Here is a 22,135-nt window from a genome sequence, read left to right on the forward strand (position 1 = left end):
AATTTTTGAACTTTGACTAACAGCGTAGCCACTAAATATTGACTAACAATGTAGCTTCAGGTAGAAATCTGACTACTGCACTACGAGATAATTCTATTAAATTAGGCAGAAGAATTTGAATCAGTCTGAGTCAAAACGTAAGAAAGCTTAATGTAGCCAAGAGTCTGTGCTATCGCTAGTAGTCAGTTTCGCTTAACTTGCCAGTGCAGTCAAGAAACACGGGATAATGAGAGCTTGTTCAAGTTGAGTGAGACGCTATGAGTGGACAAGTCGCAAGGCAGGCACGTTCAGCAACGCAGCCACCGATGCAGGTAGGAGTACTGGGCTTTGGCGGGTTAGGGCAAGCCGCCGCCCGAATGCTTGTGCCAAAGCAAGAAATGATGTGGATTGCTGCTGCCGATCAAAAAGGCTATGCCTACACCGGGTCAGGGTTGAACTGGGATGAGTGCGTTGCTGCTTATCAAAAAGGGTCGCTGGGCTATCTAGAGCCCAGCGGAACGTTGAGCAATTCCAGCATTCAAGACCTGATCCAGCAGGCGGGTCAGGTGGAAGGCTATTTTCTGGCGCTGCCAAATTTACCGAATACCTTTATGGCAGAGGTGGCGCGTCAGTTCATTCAGTCAGGTTGGCGCGGCGTGCTGGTCGATGCGATTAAACGCACCAGTGCGGTTGAACAACTGCTGCACTTGAGTGACGACCTGCAAGCAGCCGGAATTACTTACCTGACCGGATGTGGTGCAACGCCAGGGCTGTTGACGGCAGCAGCAGCGATCGCCGCCCAAAGCTACGCCGAAATTCACCAGGTAAAAATCACTTTTGGGGTCGGTATTGCCAACTGGGAAGCTTATCGCGCCACCATTCGCGAAGATATTGCTCACCTGCCGGGTTATGACACCGAATCCGCCCACCAGATGACCGATGCCGAAGTTGAAGCGCTGCTCGACCAGACCCACGGGCTGCTCACCCTGGAAAATATGGAACACGCTGACGACATCATGCTAGAGCTAGCTGGCATTTGCAGTCGCGATCGCGTCACCGTCGGCGGAGTTGTCGATACGCGCAACCCCAAAAAGCCACTCAGCACCAACGTCAAAATTACCGGTCGCACCTTCGAAGGCAAAATCTCTACCCACACGTTCACGCTGGGTGACGAAACCAGTATGGCAGCGAACGTCTGCGGCCCTGCCTTTGGCTACCTCAAAGCCGGAATCAGCTTGCATCGGCGGGGCATCCACGGGCTATTTACTGCCGCTGAGGTCATGCCCCAGTTTGTCCGCTAAATAGCATGAATCCGATTGCGCCATTCTAAACGCACGTCGTGCGGCTAAATGGTGCAGAGCCGTATCACCTGCAATGTGGGTGATACGGTTCTGCGTATCTATAGAACTGCACTAAATCTAGTGCATTTGGCTGTTGACATCCTTTTGGTGTTGTGGGGTTTAACACCTTAAGGGTCGACCACCATTTGAACTTGGGCCAAGACGGGTAAGAATGATGAAGTTTACATTCCCTAACGTTCGGGTTGAGCTGCTGTAAGCGTACTTTCTTCTAAGCCAAAAATGTTCGATTTATCCAAAAGCAACCTCTCACCGCTGTTGATTGAAGACCAGAACACCCCTGAAACTCAGGACTCGTGGAAACATTCATTCCCTAGCAAAAATATTAGGAAGCTACCAGATCGGCTAGCCCGTCCCTGGGTCAAGGTTGGACTTGGCTGTGGGGCGATCGCCCTTCTAGGAGCAGCAGGACTATTCTGGCGCTTTGCCCAATCTCAAAAGCCTCCCAGCGTTTGGATTTCTGGCATAGAAGTGTCTCAGTCAGAGGCATCAAAAATCATTTCGTCGCCGCGCCCAATCCTCAACTCATTGTCCAGCCCGATTCCCCTCGCGGTTGATCAGACCAAATCCAAGCCAGACTCAGCCATCTCTAAGGTTTTTCCGCGAGAGATCGACTTGAAGATTGGGGAAACTGTCTCCATTCAAGGAGATCTAGAAGCCAGCACCCAGCCCTATATGCTGCAAGCCAAGCAGGGGCAAATTTTGACTGTGAGGCTACAAGGGGAAAATGTAGAAATGCAGGTACTGCAAGCCAACCAGCAACCCGTTGCTACTAACACTAGCCAAACTGCCACTTGGAGCGGTCAATTACCCACCGATGATCACTACTTCATCCAGGTTTCTGGTGCTGGCTCCTATGCTCTCAGCGTCACTTTGTTACCGTCGCCTTAATTCTTTGAGCGGCATTTGAGTGGCGTTTATTGCTTCAAAATCTATTGCTTGCCTCCGAGCATCATCCGGGTGACTAAAGAACGCCATAGCCAATCAGGCAGAATAGCGTGCATCAATAGGAAGGCTTCGCCATGTGGAGAATAGCGCAACCTTTGTGAGCGATCGCTTGCAGCCCGATAAATCGCTCTAGCAACCCCTTCCGGACCAGGCAACGAGTCATTTACCCCTTCGCTGAACTGCTTCATGCGCTCAACTAAATCAACATAGTCGGGATGTTTTACCCAAATTGAACCCTGATTGATGAAATTTGTTTTAATTCCGCCTGGTTCAATGATCTTGACCTGAATGTTGAAACGCCGCAGTTCATATCGTAAAGCTTCAGAAAGCCCTTCCACAGCCCATTTCGTCGCGTGGTAAGAGGAAGTCAGTGGAAAAGCAAGGCGACCTCCGATGGAAGCAACATTGACAATAGTGCCGCCTCCTTGCCGTTTCAGAATTGGCAGGACGATTTGCATCGTAGACACCAACCCAAACACGTTGGTTTGAAACTGTCGCTCTAATTGCTCAGGTGTAACCCCTTCGAGTGGACCCATGAGCGCATATCCAGCATTATTCACCAGTACATCAATTTGCCCAAAAGACTCTACTGTCTCACGCACTGCACTCTCAATCGTTTCAGGAGATGTGAGATCAAGACGGGGACAGATGATTTTTTCTGATTTTGTCCAGCTTTTTGGGGTGGGTGATCGCATTGTTGCTGCCACATTCCAGCCCTTTTGAAGAAAATACTTGGCAGTTGCGTCACCAATTCCACTCGAAGCACCTGTAATCAAAACTGTTTTACTCATGCTTGATATCGCTTCCAAAGTACTAGCTGATATCAGGCAGCGTAAACTATGGAGTATACTCCACAGTCAAGTCAATCTTGTAACGTTTAAGTTGCTGCAATGCTAATTGGTGAACTGTCTAAGAAAACAGGATTATCGAAAGATACAATTCGGTTTTACGAAAAGATAGGACTAATTGTGGCAAGCGATCGCTGTGCAGGAACAAGACTCTACAAGGAATACAGCTCAGAAACGATAGAGCGCCTGCTAATGATTAATCAAGGCAAAAGACTGGGATTTACGCTGAACGAAATGAAACAATTGCTCGATGAGTGGAGCGGCGGCACGATGCCCAAGCAAGAGCAAATCAAAATCATTGAACGCAAAATTGAAGAAATCACTGAAAAAACACAACAGCTAAACGCAATTAAAACTTATCTCGTCAACAAACTGAACAAGCTAAACGAAGAAGTAATACCGTAGGTTGGGTGATAGGTTTGACTTGGCGAGAACAGCGACGACCGCGCTAGCCACACTACCAAATCTTTGCCATCTGCAAAACGAATCCAGGTAGTTCTGAGTCAGCGCTAACCGATGCAGGGTCGTTTAAGATTTCGGGTCTTTGGTTGGGTCGATAGAGATGAACGGTGCGGTTCTTGCGGTCAATCAGGAAACCTAGCAACGTGCCATTGTCAATGTACTCCTGCATTTTGGCTTGGAGTCCGCTGAGCGTGTCACTAGAAGACCGTAGCTCTATGACAAAATCTGGACAGATGGGCGCAAATGAAGCTTTTTGTTCTTCCGTTAGTGCATTCCAGCGATCGCACTTAATCCATGAAGCATCGGGCGATCGCGTTGCTCCATTCGGGAGAGTAAAGCCAGTGCTGGAATCAAAGCCAACTCCTGTACCATCCTGCTCTGCCCAACTTCCAAGCTGAACAGCAAGGTTGAAATTGCGGTTGCCCGTGTCAGAAAAGGCAGGTGGCATGATAATCACTTCCCCGGTCGCAGTTCGCTCAATCCGAAGATCTTGATTAGCCTGACAAAATTCGTAGAACTGTTCATGGTTCATGGTGGCGATCGAGGGGAGATTCACCGTCAGGGGAATGCTTTCGGTTTGGATGAGTAATGTTGTCATAGCCGATCTTCCTGATTGACGGATGTCATAGATTTACCCCAGATCACGTTCGAGAGCTTCGCTGCTGATAGACACAGCAGCGAAACAAAATGACTGTAAACCACTGCCTCATTGTAGGTTGGGTGAAGCAGGGCGGAACCCAGCAACCGTAGAGTCTAAGTTCGTTGGGTTTCATGCTTCAACCCAACCTACGCTGTTAAACATACAAAATTTTTCTCACTACTGAGCTCCAGCTTCCTCCCAGTTAAAAAAGTTGAGGCTTGGAAACTAGACAAAAAAGAAGAGGGAACGCAACAGTGTTGCGTTCCCTCCTAAACTAACTTGATAGTTTTTCTAACCCTCGATCGCCTCCTTAGTCTCCGATTCCAAATCAGCATAACCGGGAGTTGCGGGATTGGGTGCTGGCTGAATCGTGGTGATGGTTGGCTGAAGCATGGGAGTCAACAACACCGCATTATTCGCTAGGGTAAACAGCGGATTCGAGAGAATGCCTGCGAGTGAAGTGGTCACCAAGGCAAATACCACGCCAACTTGAAGAGGACGCATCCCTGGCAAATTCCAATTTACAGCAGGGTAGTTCTTCACTGCTTCGGACATTTCTTCTGGCTCTTTCACCACCATCATCTTGACGACGCGGATGTAGTAGTAAATCGAGATCACGCTGGTGATTAGTCCTAGCAGCACTAGCCAGTAAGCTCCAGCTTGCCAACCTGCCCAGAACAGATAGAGCTTGCCAAAGAAGCCTGCCAGTGGCGGAATTCCCCCCAAGGAGAGCAAGCAAACGCTGAGGCAGAGAGTGAGCAGTGGGTCTTTTTGGTACAGTCCACTGTACTCGCTGATTTCGTCGGTGCCCGTTCGCAGGGTGAACAGGATGATGCAGGCAAAGCCGCCCAGGTTCATGAACAGGTAGATCAGCAGGTAAAAGATCATGCTGGCGTAACCTGCCTCGGTGCCCAGGACTAACCCGATCATGACGAAGCCTGCTTGACCAATGGAGGAATAAGCCAGCAGTCGCTTCATACTGGTTTGAGCCAGAGCAACCACATTTCCCAAGAGCATACTGAGAATTGCCAAAGCCGCCAGAACAAAGTGCCACTGCTCGGAGACGGCAGGGAAAGCGCTGACTAGCAGGCGAATTGCCAGGGCAAATCCGGCAGATTTGGAGCCAACGGAAAGGAATGCGACAACGGGAGTTGGGGAGCCTTCGTACACGTCGGGGGTCCACTGGTGGAAGGGGACGGCGGCGATTTTGAAGGCGATTCCAGCGATCACAAAGACCAGGGCAATCAGCAGTCCGATGGATTGGTCAACGTTGTTGGCAAGAATGTTAGCGGTGATGGCGGTGAGGCGAGTTTCACCACCAGACAGACCATAGAGTAAAGAAATTCCGTAAAGGAAAATTGCCGAACTGGAAGCGCCGATCAGCAGGTATTTCAATGCTGCTTCGTTGGAGCGGGGATCGCGCTTCATGTAGCCCGTTAGCAGGTAGGAGGAGATGCCCAGCGTTTCAAAGGACACGTAGGTCATGACTAGCTCGTCTGCCCCCGCCATGAACATGCCGCCCAAGGTCGCAGTCAGCAGAATCACGAGAAATTCTGCCAGGGAGGTGCCTGACTGCTCGACGTAGCGAACGGACATGAGAATGGTCAGCGCCGCCGAGAGGGCAATGATCACTCGGAAGATAACGCTAAGAGAATCGCTGTTAAACCCTCCTAAAAAGGAAATAGAGTTGGGGTTATTCCACTGGAAGTAGAGGGCGACGACTGCGGCTAGCAATCCGGCGATCGCCACATAGGGTGTCCAGCGTGAAGACGTTCGTCCCACAATCAGATCACCGACCAAAACCAGAAGCAGAGTGGCAATGATGATCCCCTCTGGCAAGATGGTTCCGGCGTTGAGTTGGGCTACGAGGTTGGCAAAATCCATAAATTTTGACTGGGTTAAACGAGATCGGCAGGTTAAAGGATGAACGAGATTAAATAATTTGGAACAGGGCAAAGCAGCAATTGGTCAAGATTTACCCGTGATTCCAACCGTTAGTGACCTTTGGCGCAGTCTGATCGTGGTCCTTCCATAGTGGATCATACCTTGCAAATCTGGTTAATCTGGGGCGATCGCCACAATCTCACCCTTGATTTCTACTGATATCCGCTATAAGTAGAGATCAGAGTATCGACTCACACTGTTGCATCAAACCCTTAACCCTGGTTAGGTTGAAAGTTAATCTTTTGCATTTGCATCTCGTTACGCCAGTACAGTGAAGGCTAGAGTGAAGTTCAGAATCTGAATAATCTCGTGACCATCACCTGCTGCTCGTCATCGTTGCAGTCTACAGGTCAACTCTTGGTTTCCTTTTGAAGCGCGATTGAGCCTTATGTCAACTCTCGTCATCGTCGAATCTCCCACCAAAGCTCGGACTATTCGCAACTACCTGCCTTCGGGCTATCAGGTAGAAGCGTCGATGGGGCATGTCCGCGACCTGCCGCAATCCGCCAGCGAAATCCCGCCCCAGGTGAAGGGAGAAGAGTGGGCAAAAATTGGAGTCAACGTTGACGCTAATTTTGAGCCGCTGTATGTCATTCCGAAAGACAAAAAGAAGGTTGTCAAAGCGCTCAAGGACGCACTCAAAAACGCTCAAGAGCTAGTGCTGGCAACCGACGAAGACCGTGAGGGCGAGAGCATTAGCTGGCACCTGCTGCAAGTGTTGAAGCCGAAAATTCCGGTCAAGCGGATGGTGTTTCACGAAATCACCGAAGACGCAATTCAAGAAGCTTTAACAAATTGCCGCGATGTCGATGAGCAGTTAGTTCATGCCCAGGAGACCCGACGAATTTTGGATCGACTGGTAGGCTACACGCTGTCGCCGCTGCTATGGAAGAAAATCGCCTTTGGATTGTCGGCCGGTCGGGTTCAGTCGGTATCCGTGAGACTGTTAGTCAGCCGTGAACGCCAGCGACGCGCCTTCCGCAAAGGTTCCTACTGGGATCTGAAGGCGATGCTGACGAAGGACGAAACGCCGTTTGAAGCTCGTCTGGTAACGCTGGGTGGCACTCGGTTGGCAACGGGCAGCGACTTTGACGAATCGACTGGACAAATCGTCTCGGGTCGAGAGGTACTGCTGCTGAATGAGGCAGAGGCAAGAGCACTTCAGGAACGGCTCCAGGAAAGCGAATGGACGGTTTCTAACCTGGAAGAGCGGTCTTCTACCCGCAAACCCTCTGCCCCCTTTACCACCTCGACACTTCAGCAGGAAGCAAACCGCAAACTGCGGCTGAGCGCACGGGAAACCATGCGAACGGCACAAAACCTGTATGAGCAGGGCTACATCACCTACATGCGGACGGACTCCGTGAATCTGTCACAGCAGGCGATCGCCGCTGCCCGCAGTTGCGTCGAGCAGATGTACGGCACCAACTATCTCAGCCCCGAACCTCGCCGCTATTCCACCAAAAGCAAAGGCGCACAGGAAGCCCACGAAGCCATTCGTCCGGCAGGTAGCACCTTTCGCACGCCTCAAGAAACGGGGTTAGATGGTCGGGAACTGCGGCTCTATGACCTGATCTGGAAGCGCACTGTCGCAACTCAAATGGCAGAGGTGCGTCAGACCCACATCACTGCTCAAATTCAAGTCGCAGATGCTAGCTTCCGCGCCACGGGCAAGCGAATTGATTTTCCGGGCTTCTTTCGGGCATATGTGGAAGGTTCCGACGATCCCAATGCGGCGATCGAAGACCAGGAAGTAATTTTGCCGACGCTGCAAGTTGGGGATCATCCGGGTTGCACGGAATTAGAGGCGATCAGTCACGAAACCCAACCGCCTGCCCGTTACACGGAAGCTTCTCTAGTGAAAATGCTGGAAAGTGAAGGCATCGGTCGCCCCAGCACCTATGCCAGCATTATTGGCACGATTATTGATCGGGGCTATGCCCAAATGGTCAATAACAGCCTGGTTCCTACCTTTACAGCCTTTGCAGTCACAGCGCTCTTAGAAAAACACTTCCCTGACCTGGTCGATACCAGCTTCACGGCTCGCATGGAGCAAACTCTGGACGAAATTTCTACAGGCGAGGCGGACTGGTTGCCCTACCTGAAAGAGTTTTACCTGGGCGAGGCTGGGCTTGAAACGCAGGTCAAAGAGAGAGAAAGCCAGATTGACCCGAATGAAGCACGGGCAGTCGAGCTAGAAGGGCTAGCGGCAAAAGTGCGAATTGGGCGCTATGGTCCATACATCGAGGTCGAAAACGGCGGTGGACCCGTTAAAGCCTCAATTCCACAAGACCTGACCCCAGCTGACCTTGACCCAGATCAGGTAGAAGTACTGCTGCGCCAAAAAACTGAAGGGCCAGACAAGGTCGGATTCCACCCTGAAATAGGCGAACCGATTTACATGCTGATTGGTGCCTATGGTCCTTACGTGCAGTTAGGCGATGTCACGGAGGAGAGCCCCAAACCCAAACGTGCCTCTTTGCCCAAAGGCGTGAAGATGGAAGATGTCACGCTGGAAATGGCGATAGGGCTGCTGGCTTTGCCTCGTCTACTAGGCGCTCACCCCGAAACGGGCGCTAAAGTTCAGGCAAACCTGGGACGGTTTGGCCCGTATGTGGTTCACGATCAGGGTAAGGAAGGCAAAGACTATCGATCTTTAAAGAAAGACGATGATGTGCTGACGGTCACGCTAGAGCGGGCATTAGCGCTACTTGCAGAACCAAAGAGCGGACGCGGTAAGCGCAAAGCAGCAGCTAAGCCGCTGCGTGAACTGGGTGCCCATCCCGCCGATAATGAGCCAGTCAACATTTACGACGGGCCTTATGGTCCTTACATTAAGCATGGCAAGGTGAATGCTTCACTGCCAGAAGGCGCAACTGTTGAGTCTGTAACGCTAGAAGTAGCAGTAAAGCTCTTGGCTGAAAAGGCTGGCACCAAGACCAAGGCGAAGTCTACTCGCGGACGTAAGGCAGCTAAAGCGGCTGAGGTTGAGGTAGACGATATCGACACAGATGATGAGACAGACGAGGTCAATGAGGTAGAAGAGTCAGCCAACGGTAAAAGCAAAACGACTAAGTCTGCTGCTAGCCGCAAAACGACAAAAACCAGTTCAACCTCATCGAAGTCAACGCGATCGCGCACAACCAAAACGGGTTCTACCCGCAAGACCAGCAAATCGAGTAAATCTAGCTAGTCCTTGCTAGGACAGCGTTGAGGTAACGTCGCACGAGGTACTGCTGTTGCTCAGCGGTAAATTTTTCAGGGTTAATTACTAACTCTGTTCCGATACCGTCAACAAGCGCAATCAGGGCATTTGCTTCTTGAAGATTCTGTTGGGTATTTGAATGCAGCGTCTAGATCTTCGACTTCTTTAAAGAGGTCGAAGATCTCAATCCCTGGGGGTGCTGTTTTTACAGATCGGGAAAAACTTCCTTCACCGCCGGATGCACCAGTTGATGATTGTGGACGTTTAGCCCTTTGCCCAGTGCCGGATCGACATCCAATGCTTTGATGCCATAGTTAGCTAGCTTCAGCACGTAGGGGAAAGTGCTGTTGTTAAGTGCCTGAGTTGCAGTCCAGGGAACGGCTCCTGGCATATTAGGCACACCATAATGCACGACTCCTGACTCAACATAGGTAGGATGGCTATGAGAAGTGGGGTGCAGCGTTTCAATGCAGCCACCCTGGTCAACCGCAACGTCTACAATGACTGAACCGGGACGCATCTTTTCAACGATGGCGCGAGTTACTAACACAGGTGCTTTGCGACCTGGCACCAACACCGCCCCCACCAACAGATCGGCATCAGGAACGACGGCTTCAACTTGAGGAGCAGTGCTGTAAAGTAGCTCAACCCTGGAGCCAAAGAGCGTTTCTAGATAAGCCAGGCGTTCTACGCTGATGTCGAGAATCTGCACCTGAGCGCCTAGTCCGATCGCCATCTTGGCGGCTTCAGTTCCAACGACGCCACCGCCCAATATCACAACTTTTCCAGGACGCACACCCGGTACGCCACCTAAAAGGACGCCTCGTCCGCCCTGCTGCTTTTCGAGAAAGCGTGCCCCAAACTGGACTGAGAGTCGTCCGGCAATAATGCTCATTGGGGTTAGCAGAGGCAGCGTCCGATTAACCTCGACCGTTTCATAGGCGATCGCCGTCACCCCCGACTCAATCAGTCGCTCGGTCAAAGATCGACCTGCTGCCAAATGCAGATAGGTAAACAAAAGTTGCCCCTGCTGAATCAGCGGATACTCAGGAGCCAGCGGTTCTTTCACCTTAACTACCAGCTCATGGTTCCAGACATCTTCAGGCTGCAACACAATCTTTGCCCCTGCCTGAACATAATCCTCATCGGTAAAGCCTGCCCCAATTCCTGCCTCGGTTTCGACAAAAACCGTATGACCGCTATCACACAAAACTCTCACACTGTTTGGACTCAACCCCACCCGAAACTCTAGATCCTTCGTTTCCTTGGGCACACCAATTTCCATTGCTACCTCGTTGATAACCCATCTTTCTAGCTTAGGTGGGATTTGAGGGGGTTGGGGTTTATTAGATCTTCTGCGTGAATGGTAGCGGGACTGAGCAGCACTACCATTCACGCTTCAAGTGATTTATGCAGGAGGTTTTTGATCGGGACAGTCTCGATTTTCTAAAGAACCATCGGGGAAGGTGGTGCCGCACAGAAAAGCAGCTTTGAGGTTGTTGGGGTCAACGACAGTTTTCCAGAGGTTTGCCTGACTTAGATTAGTTCGGCTAAAGTTGGCATCAATTAGGACGGCACCAATCAGATTTACCTCATTTAGATCTGCACCATTTAGCTCCACCCCATACAAATCAGCTCCATCCAACGTTGCGCCGTCCAAGATTGCCCCTGTTAGAACAGCTTGGTTAAGCTTGGCGCGGTGTAGCCTGGTTCGACGGAGATTTGCCCCGATCAAGCGTGTGGCTCTCAGGCTTGTTTCAGAAAGATTGCCCTGACTAAAATCAACGCGATTGAGAATTGCACCATCTAGAGTTGAGCCACTTAAGTTAACTTGATTGAGGTTTGCCCCCTCAAACACCGCATTAATTAACAGGCTATTTGTTAGGATTGCTTGACTCAAATCAACTCGGCTAAGATTGGCTTGGCTCAAATTGGTTCGGTTTAAGTTTGCCTGATTCAAGTTCGCGGCGCTGAGATTGGCATAGCTGAGATTGGCAGTGTCCAGGTTGGCATTGCTCAAGTTTGTGCAATTCAAGTTTGCTTGGCTGAGGTTCGCATGGTTGAGGTTTGCACCACTCAAGTTTGCGCCGCTCAAGTCTGCACTATTCAAATCACAATGACTCAGGTTTGCTTGGGTTAGGTTAGCGCCTCTCAGACATAGCCCACTTAAAGTCAGTCCATTCAGATCTTTGGTACGACTCAACTGCCGTAAGGCGATCGCTGCCTCTAATCGCGTCAATTCGTCCTGGCTTACCAGTCGCAGCAAAATAGACTGCACATCAGGATCTTGAGAAATATCTACATCTTCAGAAACCTCTACATCTGCATCTATCTCTGCATCTGTAGCAACATCATCTATGGTAACGCCACTTGTGGTGACGCTGTCCCTAGTGACATCATCTGCGGCGATACTGCTAACCACCTGTTCTACTCCAGTCCCATCAGGTATTGACTCAGGGGTACTGAATTCGGCGGGGGTGGTTTCTATAGCATCCGTTTCTCCGGTATCAGCAAAATCTACCCGATGACCCGACTCTACGGATGGTTCGTGGCGAATCAGCTTGTAACCCATCGAGATTGCCGCAAAGGTACCGACCCCGGCGCAGAAGAGTGAAATTTGTCTAACCGTTTTTGCTTCTCGCAGTTTTTCTTCTAGTAGCTGCTCAGGCAAAAACGCCATGCCTAAGGAAAGGACTGTTAATCCAACAGGCAAACCTAACCAAAACAAGTTTGCAGGCGATCGCTCAAGATTACTCAATTCACTCATACCGTCCCATCTTGCTTGACCAAGCTCTGTTTCCTCAGAAGAAGTTTGAGAAGTCTAATTTGTTGCGTTTGTTGCGTCATTCAGTGTAGACGTTTAAGCAAAAGTTCACGGTTTATTTTGAAATCTGTGTGCCAAATGCTACGTCCTTACAAGAGACATTTGCTACTTCTTAAACATTCTCTTAGGCTTTCCTATTTTTCTTTAGAAAAAGATTGATTTTGCTAGTTTACACAAGCTATTTTCTAGGAATTTTTGCTAATTCAGGGTGAATAAAAATATCTTTTGCGAGAAATTATTTTTATTTGGCGATTATTCCTGATTCGCCAGGAAAAGCCTGAAAGTCCTATACAGATAGACTACCTATTTCTATCTCTTCAAGCATTTAGCGCATTGAGGAGATAGCAAAAGCCCTTTTTAAAAGAGTTAGTTTTCGGGAAAAAGTAAAGAAATAAACTTTCAAAAAAGCGAGATATGAAGGGCGATTGCCCTTCATATTTTTGCCGCAGAAATAAAACCTAATTACATCAAAAATCCTCTTAAGATCTAACCATTTTCAACCGAAGAAACAACGTATTTAAAGATTTCAAAAAGTTAGAAGAAAATACTAACCATTTCTAACCAAACTGCATAAGATGTGGCTGTAGCGTTTTCTTCAGTACCCATGACTCAGGCAAGCTCAAGCAGTTCCACCATTTACTTAGCAGGTGACATTGGCACGTCTGGTTCCAAGTTTTTTTACCGGGTTCGCGATGATCAAAAAGAAGCCCTCTGGATGGGGGCAGGCGTAGCTGATGGCTTGACCACTCTGGCGCTCTCAATTTTGAATGCGGGCGGACGTCCTCAAGACCATGCGTGGTTACAAGTCGGCAATGAGGTCATCCTGGTTGGCGATGCCGCAAAAACCTTCGTTGAAGGCAACAGCTTGGTTGAAAATAAGGCAAACCAGGCCGTTTACAAAATTATTGCGGCGCTCGGCGTAATTGCTGAAAAGGAGCGGATGCCCAGCCAATACGAAGCCATCATCTGGCTGCCGCTGCCCCTAACCGAGATGAATACCAAAGACGAAATTGCTGCCAAGCTCACCCAGACCGCCCAAAACTTCCGCTTCCGGGGTATGGCTCAGCAGGTTCGCGTTAGCCTAAAGTTCTGCCCAGAAGGGTTTGGGCTTTACCTCAACCGCAAAGCACAACTTGACGCGACAGGCATTCCAATTGATCAGCGACGCACCTTCATCTTGATGATGGGCCACAGAAATCTGTCGGTTCTCTGCTTTGAGCAAGGCAGTCTCAAGAGCGCCAAATCTAATTCTGATGGTCCTGGATTCTGGCCTGTGTTTGAGCGGGTTGCCCGTAGCTGTGGTGTGACTCCCGCTGACTATCCCGCCCTGATGGCTGCCCTCTCAACCGGAAAAACCACCCAGGTTTCTCAGGCAAAAGGTGAACTCTATGATTTCGCTGCTGCTGTTGAGGCCGTCAGACAAGCCTACTGGAAGGCTGCTCGGATTTATTTGCAAGACAACCTATTAGGACAGCTTTCTGATGGCACGGCCGACATCATCATCAGTGGTGGTGCCGCCTTCGTCATGCGTCAAACCATTAAAACCTACTTTGATGGGCTACGGATGGCAGACCAGGTGATCTTTGCAGACGGCAAACAAGAAAAGCTAGACGAACTGGTGAATGAACTGCCCGAAGCAACTGATATGCCCTCAATGGTGACGCGGATGTCTGATTGCTATGGCTTGTTCCAGGGGTTGGTGAGCAAGTATAGTGAGGTTCTAGCTTAGCTTGGGCGGGTGCAATGGCTACCAAAACAAAGACCGTTCGCCAGCGAGTTCAGTTTGCCTTCAATGCTGATACAGACTCGGTGGTGGGAGCCGTCTTCCAATATCTGATCAAAAACCATCGCTTCAGCAGTCGGGAGGGGAAACGCAAAGGAGTAGACGCAATCGTCGCCTTTTACAAACCCTTTGCCTACCAGGGCACCGCAATGAGTGAAGGGGAACTTCAGGCGATTGCCCGAGATGCAGTAGAACTCCTCTCCCGACAGATTGAGCTACTTTGCAGCAGCTTTAACATCGAACGTCCCGGCACATTGACCCAACCTTTTTCCTGGAACGACCTCAAAGTTGAGCTAAGGCAAATGCTGAGCGAATCACTCACAGCCGAATTGCTCAGAGTGCATCCAGAACTAGAATCAGCGATCGCCATTCCTGACTCTCTGTTTGCAAACCCGATCACAGATGAAGGGTTTGACTTTGACGAAGAAAACCTGCTGGGCGATTTATGTAGCAACGCTGAAGCAGCAGCCTAGCCGTGTGCCACGATCATGCTTCAACCCAAGGAGCCAGCTAAAGAGTTGGGACAACAGGCACGACAACAGTACCTATTGCAATCCAGACAAATCATCGGACAACCCGACTTAAACTATTCCACGCTTTATCAGCGCTTTGCTGAGAACGACTGGGCAGCCATCAAGCTCGATGAAGCAGTTGTAATGGCTGCTCTCAAAGCTGGCATCACTCCCAAAACAACAGTCAACATGCTGCACCAAGGTCCTTATGTGCAGTATCAAGTCCACGTTAGACAAGTACCCGTTCTGGCCATGAGCCAGTATGCCAGAGGTACGGTGATTCAGGTGATGCATCAACTGCTGAAAGACCGACGGCGCGGCTCAGGGTGCAACTCCTCCGTAGATCAGTATGACCACCAGTCCAGCATGAAACTTTCGTAAACCTTTCACAATCAAGCCAAGGTTAGCGCGAGTTAATGCCTGAATGGAGAAGTGCATCCTCAGCAAGACCAAAAGTAAATCTCTTGCATTAGACTCCTATACGGTTTAAGTCACGCTTCGCTGTCATCCCTCCAATCCGACACAGCAGTTTGCAAGAAGTTCAGTTTCTATGAAAAAGAATAACGCTGACAGGCTAAAGCAATGATCAACGAGGAATATCTAGCGCTGCTCAAAGAAGGCGTAGAAGCTTGGAATGAGTGGAGGCGAAAGAATCCGATAATTCCTGACCTAACGCGGGCCGGACTGCATCAGGCAACTCTTAGTGAGGCAAACTTTCGTTGGGCAGACTTAACTCAGGCCAATCTCAACCAGGCTGACCTAACTCAAGCCACTTTTCGCTGGGCAGACCTAACCCAAGCCAATCTGAGCGAAGCTAATCTCACCGAAGCAAATCTTAGTGCAGCAAACCTCAGCCAAACTAATCTCAGTGCAGCGAACCTGGCAGGTGCCAATCTGCGAGATGCAAACCTAACCTCGGCAAATCTAAGTCGGGCAGATTTAAGCAAAGCAGATCTGAGCGGACAGGATCGCAGCGGCGTAATTTTGGTAGGGGCAGACTTAAAGGATGCCAACCTAAGTGGAGCCAATCTGAGCGGTGCCGATTTGACCAGAGCCGACTTGAGTCGGGTAAATTTGAGCGAGGCAGACCTGAGTAATACTGACCTCAGCCGAGCCAATTTAAGTCGCGTAGACTTGAGCAAAACTGACCTGCGTGGAACAAATCTCAGCGGTACAGATTTGAGACGCGCTAATTTAACCGGAGCAGACCTGAGCGGCACAGACCTGCATGGGACTGATCTACGTGAGGCAACCCTGATTAGAGCTAACTTGAATGGGGCAAACCTAACGGGTGCAAACCTGACTGGCGCAAATCTATTTAAGGCTCAGGCTTTGGGAACCAATTTTACACAAGCGATTCTTGAAGAAACTTGTGTAGAGGATTGGAGTATTGATCGCGAAACGAATTTTAGTGGCGCAATTTTTGCTGCAGTGGGGTTGGATAGCAGTCAATCGATATCCCTGCCTCCCCAATCTTCACGGGCAGTTAGTTTGCAGTCTACCCCTCAGTCAAACCAGGACATTGACTCTGCCTCAGTAGACACAACTCACTCAGCTGATATCGCACCAGAGACGGTTGAGTTGGTGTTTGATGACGGGATTGACTGGCAGGCTTTTCTCCTGGCATTTCAAGATCTGCAGGTGAAGTATGGTGAGCAAAACTTGACGATTCAGGCGATCGCTAATCCTAACGAACTCACCTGCACCATTCAACTCAGCCTCCCTCTAGGAGCAAGCAAAGCAGAACTTGAGAGCCAAGCTAGAAACCTATACAAAGTGCAGTTAAAGGCGCTAGAACTAAGCTATCAGACTGAGTTGCAGGCAACAGATGAGCAAATTGCGACCTATCGACGACAGAGTGCCGATTTGCTAGAAGTAGTGAAATTACAAGCCATCAGAGTCACTCAAACGGAAACACAATTTGAGGAAGAACACAGTTCATCGGATGGAACTCATCAAGGTCTGTCTAGACGTATCAAAATCACACCTGAAGTTAAAAAGGCGATCGTTAAAGGGCTAGACGCTTATGCCCCTCCAGCGCTTAAGCAACCTGTGTTTGAACTAGATGCCTTTGAATCTCCTCGGTTTGACAACAACTCGGAACCTTGAGGTATGTGCCTGGTTGTATGTACCTGGTTGTGATGGTGATTATGGCAACGGGTAAGACAAACTGACCGTTGCCTACATCAACAACAGTTAGACTCAACAGTTAACCTCAAACAAGTTTGAGAGATTTAGTAGCTAAAACTGCAACTACAAGTAAAACCGCGACTACAAGAACAGAGCCCGTGCGAACGGACTTCAGCTCATTTAGACTTTGTCACCTGCGTAGGCAGGTTTTGTTCATATAGTCGCGACTTCTTATCAAAGCGACCTTGAGATCTGCCTCTAAGAGGAAATGCTAGCTGCCGCTGCTGCTTTAGAAGCACTGTAACAACCCTTCTTGCCGCGATACCACTTATTATCTTTCAAGCCAACCGAGAGTACGTTAGAAACGCGATCGCGAGCCTGATTGCGAAGTTCTGCAGGCATTTTATCTGTAAAGATGGCACTCACAATGGCCGGAGTTTCCAGCGCTTCATTCGAGTAGGTTTGTAAGACCGTAGAGACCGCATCGGGTAAAGACGCTTGCCCAAACTCTTTCTTCATGTATTGCTGCCAGTTCTCCGTTTTTCGAGAACCTTTAGTGCGAGTTGGGGTTGTTTTCTTTTGGGTGTTATTAGAAGGAGAGGCTTTCCTACCTCTTTTAGGCTTTGTCTCTGGCGCTTTGGTTGCTTCAGCAGGCTTAGCTGCTGCAGAACCATTCAGACTATTAATTCTAGGAAGAGCTTCATTGGAACCTCCTTCACGGACTGGAGCAAAGATTCCAATCACGGTCTGAAGACCTTTACGCTTTTGTTGAAGTGCTTCCAGTTGAGCAGCTAATTCTGTTTCTTGAGTTGCCAGATCAGAGTCAACTTCTAGCAACTTAGTTAAGGTGGGGTCGGAAGCTGGAGCAATTTGAGTACTTGGCACAGTTAGGAGTTCCTCTCTTTTTTAGAAAACTTTGGAGCTTTTGCAAAAAATAGCAATACTCCGGTGTAAGTGAATGTATTTTGAATAATAATTCACAATCTGCTGATTAGAAACAGTTTTTCTACAAGACCCAGCGCAGTTTTAGACAGGGTTGGGGTAGCCCCAAATGAGAGATGTTTTGGGATAAAGACGACACTGCTCAAAATTACTGCCTCAACACAGCTAACCTGGCTCGCAGGAGAACAGTTGTGAGAAACGCATTCCTAGGAGAACTGCCTTTTATAATTTATTTGGGATCGCTACAAGGCTATTACAAGGGATTAGGAAGAATAGCTGTTTTGTTGACTGATGTAGCCAAAAGAGATTTAGAAATCGACTTGAAGCATGTTACGAACTGCGAAGGTGCTCCAAATTAGCCACGTTTGGCAAATTGATTTTGCGAATGAACTGTAAGATTATTTTCATTGCATCCCGTTCAATTTCCAGCCTTGAAGTAAATTTCAGGTTCAAGGCTGAAAACTTGGAGACAGAATGGTCTTTCCGTTAACCCTTTTGGTGAACTGGAACGGGCTTTAGTGGGCAATTTGAATTCGCTTTAATGGGGTGTTTGAAACAGAGTGACTCATCTTAACAACTGATTTAGGACTGCTATGTAAAGGAATGTAATTGATTGGTGCACTGGAGATAAACCTAGACTTTTTGCTTGAATGAGACATTTCTACAAGTCTGCTATAGGAATGACTCATTGCTGGGGATATTGTCTTAATCTGTAAGGCAGGAGTGAGCGATCGCCCTCCTGGTTTTTGCAGGTAATACAGCATGTAAAGTCATGACTGAACTCAATCACACTGACCCATCTTCCGTTCAACCCCAACAAGGGATTGAACCCACTGGTAAGGTGAAGGTTACAGACAAGCTAGTAGAAGATTTGAAGGTGGCACTCAGCAGTCAACCTTTATCTCGTACTTTGACTACGTGGAATAGTGCTACTGCAAACCTCGTGAAACTGTTGCCTGTAGACCAGATTGCTCAAACTGTGGTGAAGTGGTTTAGCGTCAGCGAAGACCAGGTTGCAGAAATTTTAGAAACTGTCCGGGCAGAACTCCCCACCACTGAAGCACTGTTGATTGGTAAACCCCAGGCTGGCAAAAGCTCTATTGTGCGTGGTCTAACGGGCGTTTCGGCAGAAATCGTCGGGCAAGGTTTTCGTCCCCACACTCAACACACAGAACGCTACGCTTATCCTTCTAATGACCTGCCGTTATTGATTTTTACAGACACCGTAGGGCTGGGTGATGTCAATCAAAGTACTGACGCAATTATTCAAGAACTGGTAGGCGACTTACAAGAGAGCGATCGCCGTGCCAGGGTTCTGATCCTTACCATCAAAATTAATGACTTTGCCACTGACACTTTGCGACAGATCGCTCAACAGTTGCGCCAAAAGTATCCAGAGATTCCCTGTTTGCTAGCTGTGACCTGTCTGCATGAGGTGTATCCTCCTAACACCGCTGACCATCCCCCTTATCCACCCGATTTTGCGGAAGTCAATCGTGCCTTCACGACTATTCAACAAATCTTTGAGGATGTGTGCGATCGCTCTGTCGTGATCGACTTCACTTTAGAAGAAGATGGCTATACTCCAGTTTTCTATGGTTTGGAATCATTTCGTGACACGCTAGCCGACCTGTTACCTGAAGCCGAAGCGCGGGCGATTTATCAACTGCTCGACAAAGGCGCGGGTGACCAAATTGGCAACCTTTATCGAGATACGGCCCGTCGCTATATGCTGGCGTTTGCAACCATGGCAGCGGCGATCGCCGCGATTCCGCTTCCCTTTGCCACTATGCCGGTGCTGACTGCGCTCCAGGTGTCTATGGTGGGCTTGTTAGGGAAACACTATGGACAGACGCTTACGCCCTCGCAAGCGGGCGGCGTGGTGAGTGCGATCGCGGGTGGATTTTTGGCGCAGGCGATCGGACGAGAATTGATCAAATTCATCCCCGGCTTTGGCAGCGTCATCGCCGCATCCTGGGCAGCTGCCTACACCTGGTCGTTGGGCGAAGGAGCCTGCGTTTACTTTGGAGACCTGATGGGCGGCAAGAAACCCGACCCACAAAAAATTCAGGCAGTGATGCAAGAGGCTTTCCAAGTCGCAAAGGAACGCTTTAAGGGCATCAAAACCTGATGGAACTCAGGTACTTGAAGGAGCGTCTTACATTGTTTTAGCCCGATCGCAGGAGTTGTCATTTAAGGGCTATCACGGTAAATGTAAGAAAACTTCAAGAAAGCAGACATTTAAGGCATGGAAGCACGGTTCGTTAGAACGCTGGTTTTGTTTTTGGTTCTTACCCTGGTCTTTGGGGTTCTGGAGCGCCTTTTCCCAAGCATTCCTGACCAGCCCAAGTGGCGGAGAGGAGTTTGGCTAGATACTTTCTACTGGTTTTTCACCCCGATGGTGATCCAGATCATCAGCATGGCGACAATCGCCCTTGTCCTGATTCCGCTCTACCTGCTGCTGGGGCGCATTACGATTCAGAATGGGGGATTGTCGTTTGATATCAATCAGGTTTTAGCGGGCTACGGGCCGATTTCTCACCTGCCGCTATGGGTGCAAGGGCTAATTGCAATCTTCATTGGTGACTTTGTCGGCTACTGGACGCATCGTTGGCACCATACCCGCCAGCTTTGGGATTTTCATGCCGTCCACCACAGCGCTGAGGTAATGGACTGGCTTACGGCAGTGCGACTGCATCCGGTGAATGATATTATCTCGCGGGTGTGTCAGGCGACTCCGGTGCTGCTGTTGGGCTTTTCCCCGATCGCTGTTGAAGCTTATGTGCCGCTGCTGTCGAGCTATGTTGCTTTCATTCATGCGAATGTGTCTTGGACCTATGGACCGTTTCGCTACGTGATTTCTAGCCCTGCTTTCCACCGTTGGCACCACACGACAGAAGAAGAGGGAGCAGGCAAGAATTTTGCTGGACTTTTCCCAATTTTCGATCTGATTTTCGGTACGTTTTATATGCCTCAGGGCGAACAGCCAAGGAACTTTGGGCTGATTGGTGAAACAATCAAGGAAACATTTTTTGACCAGTTACTTTTCCCTTATCGAAACTGGAAGATTGTCAAAGCCTGGTTTAATTCAAATCAACCTGTAGTTGAGTTTGCAGAAAAGGAACCTGTCAAAGTTTCGAGTAGCTGACACCACAAATCCTTGTATAGGGGCAAGGCATTCGGTCGCAAACCTTCTGATGTAAGTTGGGTGAAACAACGTAAAACCCAACATCCACCTAAATTCTGTTGGGTTACGCATTCGCTTCACCCAACCTACGATACACCCGTAGTTTTGGGAGTTTTGTCAGTCAACCAGCACAATTCCTCTAGCGAATGCTTCGCCCTTACACAAAAATAGTGTTTCGTTACGAAAAAGGTAGGAGAAAGGTAAAGCTTTTCTCCTACCTTTTTTTAATGGCTCATCATCACTTTTGACTGGGGTTTTGCAGGTTGTAGAGTAGCCTCAGTGTGGGGTGATAGTTGCTGCAAGATTGGAGCGATCGCTGCCAACATTGCACCGCTCCTACTGGATCTTTGGCGACCAAATGACCAATTCCTTCGTTCATCAACAAGCCTGGATGTTCTAAATAGTTCTGGGAAAGCTGGCTGTAGATAGGTGCAGCTTTGTCGTATTGCCCTTTCTTAGCCAATGCATTAGCCCGTGCCAATTCTTTTAGAGCAGGATCGCGACCCGACATCGACTTGATTTTGATGTAAATCGAGGTGGGTATTCCCAGGATAAAGATTAGGTTTGTTAGAAACGTTTTCCAGAACAAACCGTTTGCACAGTGGTCACACACATAGCGGCGTTTGTAGGAGAAAGCGTAAGCGATGACGAAAAAGAAAAAGTAGAATTCTGTATAGCTCCTGATCCGATCGAATAAACCACATTCATCACACACTCGGTAGGTTGAACCTTGGGCGAGCGGCGGCTGGTTCTCCTTAAAGATACTTTCGCAAAAACGGCAGTAGATATGAGAACTTCGCTCATAGTCAGTTAGATCAAGGGTCGCTTCACAATCCGAGCAGGAAACGACTCGCAGCAAATGTCCTTGACCAATTTCTAATAGGTGCTGTTTGCGTTTATCAATTGCTTTTTGGGAAGCAATTCGGTCAACTTGTTTTTCTAAATCTTGGGCTTTGACTCCACTCACCTCAAGTACGATTGCGGAGCCTCCAGCTAAGGACTTTTGTAGGCTTGAACTCAAGTTGTTAGTTGAGGATAGGGCAAGGACGATGCGTTGATCGCGAGTGATTGTATCCACGATGTCGTCATAGCTCAAAACATCTTTTCCTAAAACAATGCTGTCTTGAGTTGCAGTTCCTTTTTTGGGGAATAAGCTCTGAGTCCGTCCGTTTTTAACAAACTTAAACTTGAAAGGAAGATCAGCGGTTGCTGTCATGAAGAACTCCTAAAACGGTGTAACGTGATGATCTGAAAAGCGATCGCCATCCTGCATAGTTCCCATCACTAATGGCAGGATGTGTATGGCTGCACCCGTCACGCTCCGTTACTACAGTTTCTGAGTTTTCTTTACCGGACGGAACTGAATTGAAAAA

The 22,135-nt window shown here is 49.0% G+C and carries 18 protein-coding genes; 10 read left to right on the forward strand and 8 right to left on the reverse strand.

The features are described from left to right. Positions 1-257: 257 nt before the first annotated feature. Positions 258-1,280, forward strand: a complete 1,023-nt coding sequence (locus H6G00_RS23925) for a saccharopine dehydrogenase-like oxidoreductase (RefSeq protein ID WP_190798649.1) — start codon at positions 258-260, stop codon at positions 1,278-1,280. A gap of 279 nt (positions 1,281-1,559) precedes the next feature. After that, complete coding sequence (locus H6G00_RS23930; protein WP_190798650.1) at positions 1,560-2,228, forward strand: hypothetical protein; 669 nt, start codon at positions 1,560-1,562, stop codon at positions 2,226-2,228. A gap of 41 nt (positions 2,229-2,269) precedes the next feature. Here the strand turns inward: H6G00_RS23930 and H6G00_RS23935 are convergent, their stop codons facing one another. Then, entirely contained in the window at positions 2,270-3,076 is an 807-nt protein-coding gene (locus H6G00_RS23935; RefSeq protein WP_190798651.1) for an SDR family oxidoreductase, read from the reverse strand. 99 nt (positions 3,077-3,175) lie between these two features. Here H6G00_RS23935 and H6G00_RS23940 point away from each other — a divergent pair, with 99 nt between their 5' ends. Next, a complete protein-coding gene (locus H6G00_RS23940; protein ID WP_190798652.1) occupies positions 3,176-3,538 on the forward strand; it encodes a MerR family DNA-binding protein in 363 nt (120 codons plus the stop codon). A gap of 52 nt (positions 3,539-3,590) precedes the next feature. On the opposite strand, the gene H6G00_RS23945 is transcribed toward H6G00_RS23940, so the two are convergent. Further along, the gene (locus H6G00_RS23945) at positions 3,591-4,193 is read right to left on the reverse strand and encodes a Uma2 family endonuclease (protein WP_190798653.1); all 603 of its coding nucleotides are present in this window, start codon (positions 4,191-4,193) and stop codon (positions 3,591-3,593) included. Between the two features lie 333 nt (positions 4,194-4,526). Continuing rightward, entirely contained in the window at positions 4,527-6,119 is a 1,593-nt protein-coding gene (locus H6G00_RS23950; RefSeq protein WP_190641531.1) for an NAD(P)H-quinone oxidoreductase subunit N, read from the reverse strand. 448 nt (positions 6,120-6,567) lie between these two features. On the opposite strand from H6G00_RS23950, the gene topA reads away from it, so the two are divergent. Next, a complete protein-coding gene (gene topA / locus H6G00_RS23955) occupies positions 6,568-9,372 on the forward strand; it encodes a type I DNA topoisomerase (protein ID WP_190798654.1) in 2,805 nt (934 codons plus the stop codon). Here the strand turns inward: topA and H6G00_RS36795 are convergent. The 3 genes from H6G00_RS36795 to H6G00_RS23970 all read right to left on the reverse strand — a co-directional run bounded on the left by H6G00_RS36795 (position 9,365) and on the right by H6G00_RS23970 (position 12,151). Beyond that, positions 9,365-9,529, reverse strand: coding sequence for a TetR family transcriptional regulator C-terminal domain-containing protein (locus tag H6G00_RS36795; protein WP_190679388.1), 165 nt, complete (start codon positions 9,527-9,529; stop codon positions 9,365-9,367). The two genes, topA and H6G00_RS36795, sit on opposite strands and share 8 nt — an antisense overlap. Positions 9,530-9,589: 60 nt before the next feature. Beyond that, the gene (ald, locus tag H6G00_RS23965) at positions 9,590-10,669 is read right to left on the reverse strand and encodes an alanine dehydrogenase (RefSeq protein ID WP_190798655.1); all 1,080 of its coding nucleotides are present in this window, start codon (positions 10,667-10,669) and stop codon (positions 9,590-9,592) included. Positions 10,670-10,792: 123 nt separating this feature from the next. Next, a complete protein-coding gene (locus tag H6G00_RS23970) occupies positions 10,793-12,151 on the reverse strand; it encodes a pentapeptide repeat-containing protein (protein WP_190798656.1) in 1,359 nt (452 codons plus the stop codon). 661 nt (positions 12,152-12,812) lie between these two features. Here H6G00_RS23970 and H6G00_RS23975 point away from each other — a divergent pair. From H6G00_RS23975 to H6G00_RS23990, 4 genes are all read left to right on the forward strand, one after another. Then, positions 12,813-13,937: a hypothetical protein gene (locus H6G00_RS23975; RefSeq protein ID WP_190641527.1), complete on the forward strand. Its 1,125-nt coding sequence runs from the start codon at positions 12,813-12,815 to the stop codon at positions 13,935-13,937. 14 nt (positions 13,938-13,951) lie between these two features. Continuing rightward, positions 13,952-14,464 (forward strand): hypothetical protein, encoded by a 513-nt coding sequence (locus H6G00_RS23980; RefSeq protein WP_190641526.1) that lies wholly within the window; start codon positions 13,952-13,954, stop codon positions 14,462-14,464. 15 nt (positions 14,465-14,479) lie between these two features. Next, positions 14,480-14,884, forward strand: coding sequence for a hypothetical protein (locus tag H6G00_RS23985; protein ID WP_190798657.1), 405 nt, complete (start codon positions 14,480-14,482; stop codon positions 14,882-14,884). Positions 14,885-15,085: 201 nt separating this feature from the next. Further along, positions 15,086-16,612 (forward strand): pentapeptide repeat-containing protein, encoded by a 1,527-nt coding sequence (locus H6G00_RS23990; RefSeq protein WP_190798658.1) that lies wholly within the window; start codon positions 15,086-15,088, stop codon positions 16,610-16,612. A gap of 279 nt (positions 16,613-16,891) precedes the next feature. Here the strand turns inward: H6G00_RS23990 and H6G00_RS23995 are convergent, their stop codons facing one another. Continuing rightward, complete coding sequence (locus H6G00_RS23995) at positions 16,892-17,518, reverse strand: hypothetical protein (protein WP_190798659.1); 627 nt, start codon at positions 17,516-17,518, stop codon at positions 16,892-16,894. 829 nt (positions 17,519-18,347) lie between these two features. On the opposite strand from H6G00_RS23995, the gene H6G00_RS24000 reads away from it, so the two are divergent. Together H6G00_RS24000 and H6G00_RS24005 are read left to right on the forward strand one after the other, a co-directional pair. Further along, positions 18,348-19,706: a 50S ribosome-binding GTPase gene (locus tag H6G00_RS24000; RefSeq protein WP_190798660.1), complete on the forward strand. Its 1,359-nt coding sequence runs from the start codon at positions 18,348-18,350 to the stop codon at positions 19,704-19,706. A 117-nt stretch (positions 19,707-19,823) separates the two neighbouring features. Then, positions 19,824-20,723, forward strand: coding sequence for a sterol desaturase family protein (locus H6G00_RS24005; RefSeq protein WP_190679348.1), 900 nt, complete (start codon positions 19,824-19,826; stop codon positions 20,721-20,723). A gap of 277 nt (positions 20,724-21,000) precedes the next feature. On the opposite strand, the gene H6G00_RS24010 is transcribed toward H6G00_RS24005, so the two are convergent. Then, entirely contained in the window at positions 21,001-21,978 is a 978-nt protein-coding gene (locus H6G00_RS24010) for a hypothetical protein (RefSeq protein WP_190798661.1), read from the reverse strand. Between the last annotated feature and the right edge of the window lie 157 nt (positions 21,979-22,135).

Origin of the sequence: Leptolyngbya sp. FACHB-541 (genome assembly GCF_014695875.1) — a bacterium.
Classification (GTDB): Bacteria; Cyanobacteriota; Cyanobacteriia; order Elainellales; family Elainellaceae; genus JAAUTN01.